Origin of the sequence: Streptomyces sp. MB09-02B, assembly GCF_033794485.1 — a bacterium.
Lineage (GTDB): Bacteria > Actinomycetota > Actinomycetes > Streptomycetales > Streptomycetaceae > Streptomyces.
In genome coordinates this window covers 1-14,729 of sequence record NZ_JARGEE010000228.1, presented here as the reverse complement: position 1 = coordinate 14,729, position 14,729 = coordinate 1, and the positions used below count along the sequence as shown (strand labels likewise).

General features: G+C 70.6%; 14 protein-coding genes and 2 tRNA genes. 8 read left to right on the top strand and 8 right to left on the bottom strand.

Going from position 1 to position 14,729, the window contains the following annotated elements; genetic code table 11:
- The coding region (locus P1P70_RS27475) for a DUF3830 family protein (protein ID WP_319242308.1) at window positions 1-312 on the bottom strand (312 nt) is incomplete at its 3' end.
- Between the two features lie 145 nt (window positions 313-457).
- Here P1P70_RS27475 and ehuB point away from each other — a divergent pair.
- The 6 genes from ehuB to P1P70_RS27445 all read left to right on the top strand — a co-directional run bounded on the left by ehuB (window position 458) and on the right by P1P70_RS27445 (window position 4,845).
- Window positions 458-1,393, top strand: a complete 936-nt coding sequence (gene ehuB / locus P1P70_RS27470) for an ectoine/hydroxyectoine ABC transporter substrate-binding protein EhuB (protein WP_319242306.1) — start codon at window positions 458-460, stop codon at window positions 1,391-1,393.
- Between the two features lie 32 nt (window positions 1,394-1,425).
- On the top strand, window positions 1,426-2,241 hold the full coding sequence (gene ehuC / locus P1P70_RS27465) for an ectoine/hydroxyectoine ABC transporter permease subunit EhuC (RefSeq protein ID WP_319242310.1): 816 nt from the start codon (window positions 1,426-1,428) through the stop codon (window positions 2,239-2,241).
- Window positions 2,238-2,888 carry an ectoine/hydroxyectoine ABC transporter permease subunit EhuD gene (gene ehuD, locus P1P70_RS27460; RefSeq protein WP_319242304.1) on the top strand — a complete coding sequence of 217 codons (651 nt, stop codon included), beginning with the start codon at window positions 2,238-2,240 and terminating at the stop codon, window positions 2,886-2,888. The genes ehuC and ehuD overlap by 4 nt, the downstream gene beginning before the upstream one ends.
- A 10-nt stretch (window positions 2,889-2,898) precedes the next feature.
- A complete protein-coding gene (gene ehuA / locus P1P70_RS27455; RefSeq protein ID WP_319242302.1) occupies window positions 2,899-3,675 on the top strand; it encodes an ectoine/hydroxyectoine ABC transporter ATP-binding protein EhuA in 777 nt (258 codons plus the stop codon).
- Between the two features lie 214 nt (window positions 3,676-3,889).
- Window positions 3,890-4,648, top strand: a complete 759-nt coding sequence (locus P1P70_RS27450) for an IclR family transcriptional regulator (RefSeq protein ID WP_319242300.1) — start codon at window positions 3,890-3,892, stop codon at window positions 4,646-4,648.
- 120 nt (window positions 4,649-4,768) lie between these two features.
- A tRNA-Lys gene (locus tag P1P70_RS27445) sits at window positions 4,769-4,845 on the top strand.
- 118 nt (window positions 4,846-4,963) lie between these two features.
- Here P1P70_RS27445 and P1P70_RS27440 read toward each other — a convergent pair.
- The 7 genes from P1P70_RS27440 to P1P70_RS27410 all read right to left on the bottom strand — a co-directional run bounded on the left by P1P70_RS27440 (window position 4,964) and on the right by P1P70_RS27410 (window position 12,881).
- Window positions 4,964-5,617 carry a response regulator transcription factor gene (locus P1P70_RS27440; RefSeq protein WP_319242298.1) on the bottom strand — a complete coding sequence of 218 codons (654 nt, stop codon included), beginning with the start codon at window positions 5,615-5,617 and terminating at the stop codon, window positions 4,964-4,966.
- A complete protein-coding gene (locus P1P70_RS27435) occupies window positions 5,602-6,840 on the bottom strand; it encodes a sensor histidine kinase (RefSeq protein ID WP_319242296.1) in 1,239 nt (412 codons plus the stop codon). The genes P1P70_RS27440 and P1P70_RS27435 overlap by 16 nt, the downstream gene beginning before the upstream one ends.
- A gap of 96 nt (window positions 6,841-6,936) precedes the next feature.
- A complete protein-coding gene (locus P1P70_RS27430; protein WP_319242293.1) occupies window positions 6,937-8,583 on the bottom strand; it encodes a long-chain-fatty-acid--CoA ligase in 1,647 nt (548 codons plus the stop codon).
- Between the two features lie 40 nt (window positions 8,584-8,623).
- Entirely contained in the window at window positions 8,624-9,094 is a 471-nt protein-coding gene (locus P1P70_RS27425) for a DUF3592 domain-containing protein (protein WP_319242291.1), read from the bottom strand.
- A gap of 120 nt (window positions 9,095-9,214) precedes the next feature.
- Entirely contained in the window at window positions 9,215-9,832 is a 618-nt protein-coding gene (locus tag P1P70_RS27420; RefSeq protein ID WP_319242289.1) for a lytic polysaccharide monooxygenase, read from the bottom strand.
- Window positions 9,833-9,927: 95 nt separating this feature from the next.
- The gene (locus P1P70_RS27415) at window positions 9,928-11,073 is read right to left on the bottom strand and encodes an SPFH domain-containing protein (RefSeq protein ID WP_319242287.1); all 1,146 of its coding nucleotides are present in this window, start codon (window positions 11,071-11,073) and stop codon (window positions 9,928-9,930) included.
- Window positions 11,074-11,186: 113 nt separating this feature from the next.
- Window positions 11,187-12,881, bottom strand: a complete 1,695-nt coding sequence (locus tag P1P70_RS27410) for a peptidoglycan-binding protein (protein ID WP_319242285.1) — start codon at window positions 12,879-12,881, stop codon at window positions 11,187-11,189.
- A 1,163-nt stretch (window positions 12,882-14,044) separates the two neighbouring features.
- On the opposite strand from P1P70_RS27410, the gene P1P70_RS27405 reads away from it, so the two are divergent.
- The gene (locus tag P1P70_RS27405; protein ID WP_319242282.1) at window positions 14,045-14,425 is read left to right on the top strand and encodes a hypothetical protein; all 381 of its coding nucleotides are present in this window, start codon (window positions 14,045-14,047) and stop codon (window positions 14,423-14,425) included.
- 134 nt (window positions 14,426-14,559) lie between these two features.
- Window positions 14,560-14,633, top strand: a tRNA-Lys gene (locus P1P70_RS27400).
- Window positions 14,634-14,729 lie beyond the last annotated feature (96 nt).

Below are 14,729 nucleotides of genomic sequence, written 5' to 3'. Positions count from 1 at the left end.
GGTGCCGGGGCGGACCTCCCGGTCGTAGCCGTAGGCGTTCGTGGCGAGTTCAGTGCCGGCGAAGGAGAAGTAGCAGAGGTCGCCGGGGATGGGGGTGACGGTCGGGTTCTCCAGCGGCGGCTCACGGTCGGCGAAGGGCGGGAAGAGCGCGTAGATCTCGTTGCGGGCGTACTTCGCGTGGTAGACGTCCCCGGCCAGCGGCAGGGCGTCCCAGACGGCGGCGCACGTACGCGGCGCGCGGTCGTCGAGCAGTCGGGCCGTGCAGCGCACCCCGCGCCGGTCGAGCGCGACCTCGATGTGACGTTCCGCCATCCACGCCTCCTCGCCACGCTCCCGGAAAACTCCTCCGGGATCGCCTGCCCTGTCCTACGCCTTTCACCCGTCCCGCCGGGCCCCGTGCGTGAAGGACCGGAAAAGAACTGGCATACCCGTTGGCGCCTCGGGTAGCCGCGCGGCCATGGCTCGATTGCACGCACACGACAGGAAGACCCGCCATCCCAGCAGATCCGGCCTGCCCCGTCGCACCCTGCTCACCGGTACCGCCGCCCTGGTCGGTACGGGCGCGGTGGTGGGGGCGAGCAGCGGCTGCAGCAGGGTGGCCACCGCCGACACCGGCGACGGTGGGCAGCTGTTGCAGCAGCTGCGGGCGAAGGGCACCGTCCGGCTGGGCATCGCGGGCGAGCAGCCGTACGGCTACATAGGCAAGGACGGGGAGGTCACCGGTTCCGCGCCGGCCATCGCGAGGCGGATCTTCCGCCGGCTAGGCGTCGACCACGTCGAACCCTTCCCCACCGAGTTCGGTTCGCTGATCTTCGGGCTGAACTCGCTGCAGTTCGACGTGGTGGCCGCGGGCATGTACATCAACCCGGAGCGCTGTGAGCAGGTGCTCTTCGCGGACCCCGAGTACCAGATGAAGGACGCCTTCATCGTGCCCAGGGGGAATCCGAAGAAGTTGCGCACCTACGCCGACATCGCCCGGGCCGGGGCCCGGATGGCGACCGGGATCGGCTACGCGGAGATCGACTACGCGAAGGAGGCCGGGGTCGAGCAGATCGACACCCTGCCGGATCAGCTGGCCGGTCTCCTCGCCGTCGAACAGGGACGCGTCGACGTGTTCGCGGGCACCGCCGTCACCGTGCGGAACGTCGTCGAGCAGACCGGGAGCACGAAGGTGGAGGCGACCGACGAGGTCACCCCCCTCGTGGACGGCAAGCCGGTCGTCGACGTCGGCGGCTTCGCCTTCCGCATGCCCGAGCGGAACCTGCGGGACGCCTTCAACCGCGAGCTGCACAAGATGAAGCGGAGCGGGGAGCTGCTGGAGGTCATGCGGCCCTTCGGGTTCACGAAGGACCAGATGACCGACATCCGGGCAGAGGAGAAGTGCCGCGCATGAGTGCCATGGACGAGACGGCACGCGTGGGTGCCATGAACGAGGTGACCGCCGCCGGGCCTCTCGACGACTTCGCGTTCAGCTCGGGCCTGTGGGAGCTGCTGCTGCGCGGTGTGTGGATCACCGTCCAGCTGACCGTGTACGGCGCGGCCCTCGGGGCCGCCGTCGCCTTCGCCGTGGGGCTCACCCGGCAGCACCGGCTGTGGGTCGTGCGGTTCGTGGCCGGCGCGTACTTCGAGATCTTCCGCGGCACCTCCGCCCTGGTCCTGATGATCTGGGTGTTCTTCGTCGTGCCGCTGACCCTGGGCTGGCAGCTCGTCCCGATGTGGGCCGCCGTGCTCACTCTGGGCTGCACCTACGGCGCGTACGGCTCGGAGATCGTGCGCGGCGCGGTGGCCGCGGTGCCCGCGGCGCAGCGCGAGGCGGGGGTCGCGCTCAGCTTCACACCGGCCCAGCGGATGCGGAAGATCGTGCTGCCGCAGGCCTGGCCGGAGATGGTGCCGCCCTTCTGCAACCTGCTCATCGAGCTCCTGAAGGGCACCGCCCTGGTGTCCGTGCTGGGTGTCGCCGACACGACCTTCGCGGCCCAGCTGGTGCGCAACGCCACCGGGCAGAGCGCGCCGGTCTACACGGTGATCCTCGTCATGTACTTCGTCCTCGCCTTCGCCATCACCCGGGTGATGCGGCAGGTCGAGCGGAGGGCCAAGGCCGGAGTCGGCCGTGCTCCCCGCAAGAACGTCCCCGGGCCGCGCGAAGCCGTCGCGGGGCGTCCACAGGACCTGGCCGGCGCGGCTGCCGGGGCGCACGCCTCCGCGGCCACGAAGACATCCGCCCCCGGAGGTGCCGCGTGAAGTGGAACTGGTCCACGCTGGGCGACTTCATGCCGGTGTTCTGGGACGGCGTCCTGGTCACCCTGCAAGCCCTGCTGTGGGGTTCGCTGCTCGCCTTCTCCCTCGGTCTGGTCTGGGCCCTCGCCCAGCGCTCGTCGCTGAAGGCGGTGCGCTGGCCGGTCATGGCGGTCACGGAGTTCATCCGTAACACCCCGCTGCTGGTGCAGCTCTTCTTCCTCTTCTATGTGCTGCCCGAGTGGGGCCTGACCCTGTCCGCGCTGGCCACCGGCGTCCTGGGCCTCGGTCTGCACTACTCGACGTACACCGCCGAGGTGTACCGCGCCGGTATCGACGGGGTGCCCGTCGGTCAGTGGGAGGCGGCGACGGCGCTGAACCTGTCGCGCTCGCGCACCTGGACCGCGGTGATCCTTCCGCAGGCCCTGCGCCGGGTCGTGCCCGCCCTCGGCAACTACGTCATCGCGATGCTGAAGGACTCGCCGATGCTGATGACCATCGGTGTGCTGGAGATGCTCGGCGAGGCCCGCCAGTTCGGGTCCCAGACCTTCCAGATGAACGAGGCCATCGTGACCGTCGGCTTCGCCTTCATCGTCATCGCCTACCCCGCCTCCCTCCTCCTGCGAGCCCTGGAGCGTCGTCTTGTCCGCTGACACCCCGCTGATGAAAGAACCCGAGTCGCCCGGCAAGCGTGTGGCGGACACGAGTGAGCTGATCCGCTTCGAGAACGTGACCAAACGATTCGGCAGCAACACCGTCCTCGACCGGCTGGACTTCTCCGTCGACGCCGGCAAGCACGTCACGCTGATCGGCCCGTCCGGCTCCGGCAAGACGACGATCCTGCGGCTGCTGATGACCCTGACCAAGCCCGACGAGGGCACGATCACCGTCGGCGGGCAGCGGCTGTTCCCGGCGAGCGAGAAGCAGTGCCGTGAGGTCCGCAAGAACATCGGGATGGTGTTCCAGCAGTTCAACCTCTTCCCCAACATGAAGGTGCTGCGGAACATCACCGAGGCGCCCGTCACCGTCCTCGGGCTCTCCAAGGACGAGGCCGAGGCGCGGGCCCGTGAACTGCTCGACATGGTCGGGCTCGCCGACAAGTGCGACGCCTACCCGACCCAGCTCTCCGGCGGGCAGCAGCAGCGGGTGGCCATCGCGCGGGCGCTGGCGATGCGCCCGCAGGTGCTGCTCCTCGACGAGGTGACGTCCGCGCTCGACCCCGAGCTGGTCGCGGGCGTGCTCGACCTGCTCAGGGACATCGCCCGCACCACCGACATCACCATGCTCTGCGTGACCCACGAGATGAACTTCGCCCGGGACATCTCGGACCAAGTTCTGATGTTCGATTCTGGCCAGGTGATCGAGTCGGGCAGCCCCGAGAAGATCTTCGGCGACCCGTCGCACGAACGTACGCGGGAATTCCTCGGCGCGGTCATCTGACTACGGCAGGTGCGCGGCCGAACGCGTGGGAACGTCCGAGGTCCATCCGCCGGGCCATGCCTTTGACATATGCCAGAGTGCTGGTCCGGCAGTTGGGAGGCCCGGAGGTGCCAGGATTTTCTCGCGAACAACCCCTCCACGTACGCCTCTTGGCCCGTATCGTGGGACACGGCAAGCTGTCCGAAAAACGGCCCGAGAAGCGCAGGGGGAAACCGTGGCGCTCAAGCACGAGCCGACCGCGCCGTACCACTCGGCCCAGGACGCCCTGCGCGTCCTGGAGACGGTGGCGCGGCACGCAGGTGGCGTCACCGACGCCGAGATCGCCCGTCGCACCGGCGTCGGCAGTGAGCGGTTGACCGCGCTCCTGCGGATGCTGCGTCGCGAGGGATATGTGGAGCAGACCACCGACGGCGCCTACGTCACCGGTGCCGCACTCGCCCGGCTGGGCTCCGCCCAGGGTCATGAACAGGCCCTGCGCGAGCAGCTCCAGCACACCCTCGACCGGCTGCGCGACTCCGTGGGCGCAGCCGTCTACGTCACCCGCTACCTGGACGGGGAGATCCAGGTCACCGGCTGGGCCGACAGCCCGGCCATGCCCGCCGTCCACGAGTGGGTCGACTTCCGCTCCTCCGCCCACGCCACCGCGTTCGGCAAGGGCCTGCTGGCCCAGCTCGACCTCAACGGCCGCCGCGACCACCTCTCACGGCACCGCCCGGCCCGGCTCACCGCCCGCACGATCACCAACGAGAAGGTGCTGCTGAGCAAACTCGACGCCCAGACACCCACGGTCCCGGTCCTCGACCTCCAGGAGTACGCGCCGGGCACGGTCTGCGCGGCCGTCCCCCTCACCGCCGGCTCCGCCGTGGGCTGCCTCGCGCTGTCGCTGCCGCTGCGGCACGCGCATCGGCTCCGCGCGGCGGCGCACACGCTGAACCGGGAGGCGGCTCCGGTGCTGCTGTCGTTGGCGATCTAGATCCAGCGGCCGCCCGTTCCTCCGAGATCCAGCTCACGTTTAAGTGGTCGAAGGCACCCGTCCGGACCAGGTAGTATTTTCTCTGTCGCCAGCCGCGCAAGCGGTAGAGCGACAGAGTCTGCGCCGCTAGCTCAGTTGGTTAGAGCAGCTGACTCTTAATCAGCGGGTCCGGGGTTCGAGTCCCTGGCGGCGCACCATGACGATGGCGAGGCATGTTCGCAGAAAGCGCGAACCTGCCTCGCCATCGTCGTTATTGCGCGGCTTCGCCGCGCGCCGTGGGGGCTTCGCCACCCACACCCCCTCCCCGTGTGGCCCTCAGTCTCTGAGGTAAGCAAGCACGGCCAGCACCCGCCGATGGGTGTCCTCCGCCGGGGGCAGGTCCAGCTTTCCCAGGATGTTGCCGATGTGCTTGCCGACGGCCGCCTCGGTGACGACCAGCTCCCTGGCGACGGCCCCGTTCGACTTGCCCTCGGCGACCAGCGCGAGCACCTCCCGCTCACGCGGGGTGAGCGCCGCCAGCGGATCGCGCCGGCGCCGCAGCAGCTGCCGTACGACCTCGGGGTCGACGACCGTACCCCCGGCCGCGACCCGCTCCACCGCCTCCGCGAACTGTTCGACCTGGCCGATGCGGTCCTTGAGGAGGTAGCCGACGCCGGTGCCGTCCCCGGTGTCCAACAGGTCGGCGGCGTAAGCACGTTGGACGTACTGGCTGAGGACGAGGACGGGCAGGGCGGGGTTCGCCGCGCGGAGTGCGAGCGCGGCGCGCAGGCCCTCGTCGGTGAGGCCGGGCGGCATGCGGACGTCGGTGACGACGAGATCGGGGGCGTACGACCGCACGGCCGCGATCAGCGACTCCGCGTCCCCGACCGCCGCGACGACCTCGTGTCCGAAGCGGGTCAGGACACCGACGAGCCCTTCCCGCAGCAGCACGCTGTCCTCGGCGAGCACGATCTTCAGCGCTGCGGGCACGGGATCTCCAGGGACAGGACGGTCGGGCCGCCGGCGGGGCTGTGGACGGACAGTGTCCCATCGAGCACCGCAAGCCGGTCGGCGAGCCCGGTGAGGCCCGTGCCCCGCGCGGGGTCGGCGCCGCCCGCGCCGTCGTCGCGCACCTCCACCCGCAGCCGCCCGTCGGTGTACCGCCCGGCGATCCACGCCCGCTCCGCCCCGCTGTGCCTGCCGATGTTGGCGAGCGCCTCGCGGACCGCGAAGTAGGCCGCCGATTCCACGGACTCGGCGAACCGGGGGAGGTCCACGTCCAGTTGCACCGGTACGACGGACCGGTCGGCCGCGTCGGCGAGGGCGTCCGGGAGACCGTAGTCGGCCAGTACCTGGGGATGGATGCCGTGGATCAACTCCCGTAGTTCGCCCAGGACCTGGTCGGCCTCCCGGTGTGCGGCGGCGAGCCGGTCGGCCAGGGCGGGCGGGGCGTCCAGCCGGGCCAGGCCCAGGGCCATGCTCAGGGACACCAGACGCTGCTGGGCCCCGTCGTGCAGATCGCGCTCGATGCGGCGCCGCTCCGCCTCGAAGGCCGCCACCAGCCGGGCCCGCGATCGGGTCACCTCGCCCAGTCGCCGTTCCGCCTCCGCCTCGCTCGGCGCGAGCAGCAGCCGGGCGAGCGCGGCGCGCAACCGCGCGTACCGGACGAGGGGCCACAGCAGCACGAGGAGGAGGACGATCCCGGCGACCGTGCACAGCAGGGCCTGGCCGTAGGAGTCGATCAGCCAGAGCTTGGCGATCCGCGCGTCACCGCTGGCGCTGCTCGTCGTCGCCAGCTGCAGGGGCGCTCCGATCATCGCGCCGGGAACGGCCAGCGCGACGAACAGCACGGTCATGTCCAGCGGCCACAGCGCGAACGCGAGCAGGACGGTGTACGCCAGCTCACGCCAGGTCGCCCGCTCGGTCAGCCGCAGCCGGGCCCAGGCGGCGAGACCGGGCTCGGCCGGGGTGGCGTGCGGATCGGGCGACGGCGGGGTACGGGCGAGGGCCAGCCGTCGCCGTTCGAGGGCGCCGACGGGGAGGCCCGACAGGACGGCCAGCGCGAGCAGCGGCAGGCCCACCAGGGCCGGGGCCAGGGCGAGTCCGAGGATGCCCAGGACCAACAGCACCACCAGCAGCGGGGCGCCGACGAGGACACCGCTCAGCAGGTACGCCACCGCGCGCGGCAACTCCCGTACGACGGTTCGGATCATGAGGATCACGGTAGGCGGGGGCGGTCGGCGGCGGCCATACGCGCAGCCGGTGTACGGAAGGTGGGCCCAGCCATACCTCGTCACCTCGTCACCTCGTCACCTCGTCAGCAACTCCTCCCGCCCGCGCGCCCGGTACTCCGTCACCAGCCGCGCCAGGTCCACCGCCGAGAACTTGCGGTACGCCCACTTCCCCGGCGGGCGCCACCAGACCGGGTCGGCGCAGCGGAAGCCCTCGCGGCGGAGGGCGGCGCGCTGGATCTTGTTGGTGGCGGTGACGGGCATGGACGGGACGACCCGTACGAAGCGCGGGGTCATCTTCGTGCCCAGGTCGGGCTGGGCCAGCAGGAACTCGGCGAAGCGGCAGGGGTCGAAGGTGCCGGCGACGGTCGCCATGACCTGGTCCCCGGCGACCGGGTCGGGGACCGCGTACACGGCGACGGCCTCGGCGCCCTCGTAGCGGGCGAGGATGTTCTCGATGACGGCGGCGGCGAGGTTCTCGCTGTCGACGCGGAGGCGGTCGTCGGTGCGGCCGGCGAAGTACAGGAAGCCGCCGGTGTCGCGGTAGAAGAGGTCGCCGGTCCAGTACCAGCCGTCGCGGCGGCGGGCGGCGTCCGCCGCCGGGTTGCACCAGTAGCCCTCGAAGGGGTTGGGGCCCCGGTTGACCAACTCCCCTATCGCCTCGGTGCCGTTGAGCAGTCGGCCGTCCTCGCCGAAGGCGGCCGGCGGGCACTCCTTCCGGGTCTCCGGATCGACCACCGCGAGGTCGTCGCCGGGTGCCGCCCGTCCGATCGCGCCCGGCGGCGCCCCGGACGTGCGCTGGATCGCCGCCCCGCCCTCGGAGGACCCGTACCCCTCCACGAGCCGCACCCCGAACCGTTCCTCGAACGCCGCCGCGTCCACCGCGCCCGCCTCCGTGCCGAAGCCCATGCGCAGCGGGGTGTCCCGGTCGTCGGGGCGGGGCTCGGTGGCGAGGAGGTACTGCACGGCCCGACCGACGTAGGTGAAGTACGTGGCCCGGTAAGCCCGTACGTCGTCCAGGAAGCCGGAGGCGGAGAACCGGCGGCGCAGGGCGACCCCGGCCCCCGCGACCAGGGCCGGGGCCCAGTCGGCGATGACCGCGTTGCCGTGGAACATCGGCATGCAGACGTAGTGCACGTCGTCCCGTCGCACCCCGAAGCGGTCCACCAGGGCCCGCCCGGCTGCCGCGAGCCGCCCCTGGGAGCAGATCGCGGCCTTGGGCGCGCCGGTGGAACCGGAGGTGAAGTAGAGCAGGAGCCGGTCGGCGGGGGTGGCCCGGGTGGGGTCGGGCTCGGCGCCCGCGTACGGGGCGAGGAGGTCTGAGTAGGACTCGGTGCCCGTCACCAGGACGCGGACGCCGGGGAGTTCGAGGCCGTTGAGGAGCGGAAGGTGGGCCTTCTCGGTGATCAGCACCCGGCACTCGGTGTGCAGGATGTCGCGGACCAGTTCGGGGCCCCGCCGGGTGGGGTTGACACCGGCGACGGCCGCGCCCGCGAGGGCTGCCGCGCTCAACCACAGGACGAACTCGGGGGTGTTGTCGAGGAGGACACCGAGGTGCGGGTGGGCCTTCGGTGGCAGGAGGTCGGCGAGCAGGGCCGCGCGGGCGGCGGCCCCGGCGGTGACCTCGTGGTGGGTCAGGACCTGTTCCTCGAACCACAGCCCGGGCCGGTGGTCGCCCCACCGGTCGGCGACGAGCTGTGCGACCGTGCGCCTCGTGGACTCCATGTGGGCGCACGGTAGTTGACGTACCGTCAGTTGAGGAGGGTCACGGCGTCGGGAACGAGGGGTCCGTGGAGTACTGGTGGTAGGTGACCATGAAGAAGACGCAGAACGCGAAGGCGACCCCGAGGAAGGTCAGGATGCCGAGACCGGCCGCGGCGTGCTTGACCCGCTCGCCGGGGGCGTGGGCCGTGGCGATCACGTTCGGGCCGTCGGTGTAGTGGACGGTGACGAAGTCGCCCTCGACGGTCGTCATCGGCCCGTCCTCCTCCTCGAAGCGGATGGAACGTCCGTCCCGGGTCGTGAACTCGTAGACGTGGTGGATCGTCGTGCTCACGCGGCTGTGCCCGCCGCCGCTGTCGCTGACCGTGGTGAACGTCCTCAGGCAGCGGGCCTCGGCCGTCAGGCCGCTGCTCCAGGCCTTTCTTACGCGCAGCCAGCGCGTCAGCAGCCGGTACGCCATGAAGCCGATGAAGGCCATCATGACCGTAGGGATGAGGTAGAAGAAGACATCCATGGCGTTCCCCCGGAGTGCGGCCCGCCGCCCTGGTCGGCGACGTGTGGGGAACGTACCCCCACGACGGCCCCGCGCAGCTCAAGGAAGCCTCAGAACTGGCGGGACCGCACGGGGAGTTGCTCAGAAGGTGACGTCCGAGCAGGCGTAGAACGCGTTGGCGGTGTCGGCGATCGTCCAGACGGCGACGATCACATGGCGGCCGCTCAGCCCGGACGGCAGGCGTCCCGTGTGGGAGAGAGTGGACGGTGGGCGCCGGCCGTTGTAGGGGACGGTGAAGAACGGGGTCAGGTTGAGGTCGGAGCGGGCGAGGGCGTGGTTCTGGTTCCAGCCCGCCCTGGTGACGTAGTACTTGAAGTCGGTGGTGGCGTGCATGGCGGTGAACTGCCAGCGGAACGTGTAGTTCTGACCGCCCGTCACCCGGGTGGTGGGCCAGGCGCCGCCGCCCGGCTTCGTGGACGCGTTGAGCTGGTTGAACCTGCTGTTGCCGCCGGAGCAGATCTGGCCGTCAGCCGGCCCTGAGCCCGGGAAGCCCTTAGGTCCCTCGACGCTCTGCGGTTCCCACTGGATGTCGCCGCAGTTGGTCACGGTGCCGTTCTGACAGAGCTTCTGCCGGCTGACGGGAAGGTCGGTGTAGCCGTGGCCGGTGGCGCCACCACTGGAGAGGACGAGCGCTCCGGTGGTGGCCAGGCCGACCCCGACGGCGTACCACTTGGTCCTGTTGTGCGTGCGTGTGCGCATGCTGCCGCTCCCTGGAGTACGTGGGGTGTTTCCAGGTCTAGACCAAGCCTCAGATTATGGGTGCGGATTGAACATGTCCATACCAATTCCCGGGTTCACGGGGACACTTCGCGGCGCCCTGTGTAGAACGCCACCGTCAGGTCCTTCACCAGCGCCTTGCGCTCGTAGTCGTCGAGTTCGACCAGGCCGCGCACGGTCAGCCGGGTCACCGTGTCCTCGACGGAGTCGACCACGGAGGTGAGCACGGTGTCCCGGTGCTGGGCGTCGAGCGCGGCGATCCGGCGGCGCTGCATCACGGCGGCCACCTCGGGCGCGTACTCGATCCGGACCGGCTGGACCGAGAACACCTCCATCCCGACCGGCGCCGTGTCCGCCGCCACCAGCCGGGTCAGCGCCTCCCCCACCGCCTCCGTGTTGCGCAGCGTCGAGTCCCGCACCAGCGCGCCCGGCGCCACGTCCGCCGGCAGCTGCGACAGCACCCGGGAGACCGCCGCCTCCACGCACTCGCGCAAGTACCGCTCGTGGTCCTCGATCCCGAGCAGGGCCCGCGCGGTGTCCCTGACCCGCCACGCCACGAGGACGACGACCCGTAGCGCCACCCCGTTCGCGTCGACGGCCGCCATCGGCTCGCTGCGCCAGTGCCGCAGCCGGACGTCGACGCGACGGCGCAGCACGAACGGGTTCACCCAGAGCAGCCCGGTACGGCGGACCGTCCCCCGGTACCGGCCGAACAGCCCCAGCACCCAGGCCCGACCGGTGCGCCCCCGCGCCAGCCCGCCGAACCCGAACATCGTCAGCGCCCCGGCCCCCGCGTATGCGGCCCACTGCGCCGGTCCGAGCCCGGCACCCGCGTACGCCGTCGGCAGCCCGAGCGCCCGGACCGCGAGCCCCGGCAACACCCCGGCCCACCAGGAGGTGAGCACGCATCCGGCCACCCCGCACGCCCCGCACAGCACTCCCACCACCCCGGGCACCACCCGCCCCGGGCGCTCGACCAGTTCGGGATCGACCTCGACGGTCGGGCGGGGCTTCACGGATGCGGGCCCCTGCCGGACCCTCGGCTGTTCGCCGGTGCCGCGTCGGCGGCCCACGACGGCGGGGGCGACCGGGACGGAGACCGGGGCGGGGTCGTCGCGGAACAGCAGGTGGACGGGGATCTCGGTGGTCGTCTCGTTCTGGATGAGCCGGGCGGGCCGCGCGGCCCCCTCGGGCTCCGGGGTGTGTGAGGTGGTCGTACTCATACGTGCCTCCGTGCCTCCGCGCAGGAAGAGCCGTGGTGAGAGTCGGTGAGCGGGTTAGAGGGTGAGGGGTGAGGGAGCGAAGGGTGACGGGTGAGGGACGACGGGCGCGGACGTCAGGCGAACAGCCGGCGCCAGGTCTCCGGGCCCGGATAGCCGTCCGCCGCGCCGCCGCGCCACCCCTGGGCCCGCTGGAACGCCTCCACGTTCCGCCGGTCCGACTCGCCCCAACGCGGCCCCGGACCCGAGGTGTAGTGCTTGCCGAAGCCCTTCTCGACCAGCCTCTTCCCCAGCCGGGTGACGAACGCGTTGTCCGCGCCCGGCCGGAACATGCCGCGCCCCGGATAGCCGAGAACACCGTGCGAGGCGGGTGTCACGGGGGTGCCCGGGGACTTCGGGGCCGTGGGTCCGCCGGGGGTGCCGGGCCTGACAGGCACCGGCCTTCCCGTCGGGCGGTGCACGACGGGGGGTCTGTGCGAGACCGCCGGTTCGCCCTGGGGGCCGGGGGGTCTGTGCGGGACCGCCGGTTCGCCCTGGGGGCCGGGGCTCCCGTTCGGTGCCGGCGGGATGTCCCTGCCCCTCCCCGTGACCAGGTACGACCAGGTCAGCGGGCCCGGAATCCCGTCGGCGTGACGGCCGGACCAGCCCTGCGCCCGCTGGAACGCCCGGGTGGCCCCGCGGTCGGCGTCCGACCAGATCGGCCCCGGGCCACCCGGGTAGAAGCGGGCGCCGCCACGCGTCACCAACATCTGCCCCAGCCGGACGATGTGCTGGTTCCGCGCCCCCGGCCCGAAGGCCGCGGCACCGGGGAAGCGGTCGCCGCGCGACGGTCCGGCGGACTCTTTCGCGCCGGCCCCGTCCGCCGGGGCGACCGGCGCGCCGGCACCTTCGAAACCGCCGGTGCCGCCACCCGTGCCGCCGTCGGCGAAGCCGTCGGAGCCCTTGGCGGAGCCCCCGGAGCCATGAGTCGAGCCGTCGGTGGAGCCGTCTGAGCCGTTGGCGGAATCGTCGGAGCCATTGACGGCGTCCGGCCCGTCGCCGGGAGAGCCCGCGCCGTCCGGGATCAGCCCCTTGTAGCGGTACGGCACATAGCGGTTCGCGTTGTTCCAGTACGCGTACGGGGTGGCCTGCCTGCGGGCGTACGGGCGGGCCGACTCGTAGGCGATGTAGTGCGTCCGCGTGTGGTCCGTCCAGCCTCCGAAGAGGACGACGTGCGAACCCTGGCGCGGGTTCCTCGGATTATGGAAGAGCAGCATGTCGCCGGGTTCCAGCCGGTCCTTGGAAATGCGCTGCGCGAAAGCGGCAAGGCTGCCCGTCCACTCGTTTCCGGGGAGGTTCCAGGCCATCGAGACGAACCCCGAGCAGTCCTGGCGATAACCGTCGGACCAATACGCGCGCATGCTGTACGGCACCTCGTCGGCGATCCATTTCTCGGCCCGCCCGATGATCTCGGCGCGGGTGGTGGGCGGTGTCCTCACCCCCTTCGACGGCTTTCCCCCACCCGCCGGGCGCCCCCCGGGGCCGTGCAGCGGAGCCTTCTTCCCCTGGGGGGTCCTGGGCCCCTCATCTGCGGGAACGGCACCGGGGCTGCTCGGGCCGTGGGCCGCCGCGACCACCGGTACGGCATGCCCGGCGCCGAGTGCGGCACCGGCGGCGGTGACCACGACGAGGGCGTTCCTGGCGGTCCTTGCCGCCGGGTGACTCAGATGGGCGTACCGGGTCGAGTACGGCATGACCCGCCGCCAGTGGACACAGCCGGGGCATTCGCAGTCGGCCCCCGGCTCGATCTCCTCGAATACCGGAGTCTCCATACGATTCCCCTCGCGAACCGACCGAAGAATTCCACGCTTCTGCACGCCCGCCAGTTTCTCAACTGTCATCCCGTGTCGCATGCTGACGGTCCAAATGACGTAACCGGCTCCGCCGGGCCCTGGGAGGCCCCCTCGCCGGCGCCGCGAGGTCCGGGCCCCCTCCCGTCGGCGTCGAGCCCGGCTCACCTCGGCCCGCTCGGTCGACGGCGGTCGCGCTACGCAGGCAGCCGCACGCGACTCTGCTGACGATTCATCAGACGCGGTCAAATCCCCACCGCTGGCGCCGAGTTGCCGAGCAGCACACCGATGCCAGAAAGTTACTATCCGGTAGAGTTACGTTCATTGAGTCCGGTCGCGCGTGTTCTTGACGACGGAACCCACCGGTTGCATGATCGGCGCTGAACCAGAGCCGCGTCACCACGAAGAAGTCCCCCCACGGGTCTTGACCAGTCCCGATGACTTCTTCACATGAAAGAGCGGGGCACGGGGGTTTCGGGCAGGCACTCCAAAAGTGCTACCCACCCTCGATGTCGCGCTTCTTCCGCCGTCGCCTTCCGCGCATACACGGACCCATCCCTGGAGACCTGCCACCTTTCTTTGGGAGCCGTTTCACCCCCCACCCACACCCGCCTCCTTCGCGTACCCTCCTTTCCTTTTCGTGACCCCTTTCCTTGCCTCCTGCCTTTTTTCAGCAGGCGCGAAAGGGGTATTCACGCCTGCCCGAAAAACGCATTCCCAGCACACTCATTGAAATCTCATCGAAACTGTTCGGTAGCGTTGACGGCGTAAATGGCGAGTGCCATATTCATCCCGTCAGAAGGCATCGCCCCTCGCATGCGAGGCACCGGTGGTGCCCTCCTGTCCACGTGATTTCTGAGAGGACGAGAATGAACAAGAAGTTGTGGACCCGTCCACTTGCCACGGCCCCGTTCCTGGCCGCCGTGGTCCTTTTCTCGGCGGACCCCGCCCACGCGGTGGGAGGTTGCCTCCGCGACGGGGACACGGACCAGGTGAAAATCGCTCCGAAGGCTGCTTCATTCAAGGAGCAGGCCAGGGCCGTGGCGCGGCAGCAAGACCGGAACAGCTGGCAGGACGTGGTCTGGAGGGGGACCGAAAAGAAGTGCGCATCCAATTCTCCAGCCAACTGCAATTACTCCTGGTCCGTGAACAAGACCACGAACTTCGGTTGGGCCGTAGGCGGTCAGGTCAGCCTCGGTAACGCCAGTTCGCCGAGCAAGAAGTGGTACAACTTCGTTCTCTCTCTCATCCCCTCGATCCAGAAGTCGTCCACGATCAGCACCACGGAGACATTCGAGCAGCCGGTCCCCCGGGGAGGCTTCGGTCAGCCGTGGCAGGTGGTCCAGCGCCGATGGAAGAGCGGCGACTATGTGGGCGGCTGGGTCAACCAGAACAGAGCATGCACCTTCGGCCTCAACCAGGCCGGCCACGTGTACACCTGGGACCCGAACGTGCGATGGGGCTACTGGCAGGCCAACATCCGTGAGCGCGAGTACGACGGGATCGCGGTGAACGGAAAGCTCTGACCTCACAGCCGCGCCGTGCTCGTCACCCGTAAGCCGGGGTGACGAGCAGGGCGCCAGGGGCCGTTGCGTAGCCGCTCGGCGGGGGCGCTCCGTGGTCGGGAGCACCCCCGCCGCTCCGGTAAAGTTCTCCTTGCGCGCCGCTAGCTCAGTTGGTTAGAGCAGCTGACTCTTAATCAGCGGGTCCGGGGTTCGAGTCCCTGGCGGCGCACCCATCGGAGAGGCCCCTCGCGAATGAACCGCGAGGGGCCTCTCCGCATGTGCACATCATCCCGGAAACTCCCCGCGACCCCTCGCACTCCCCTCC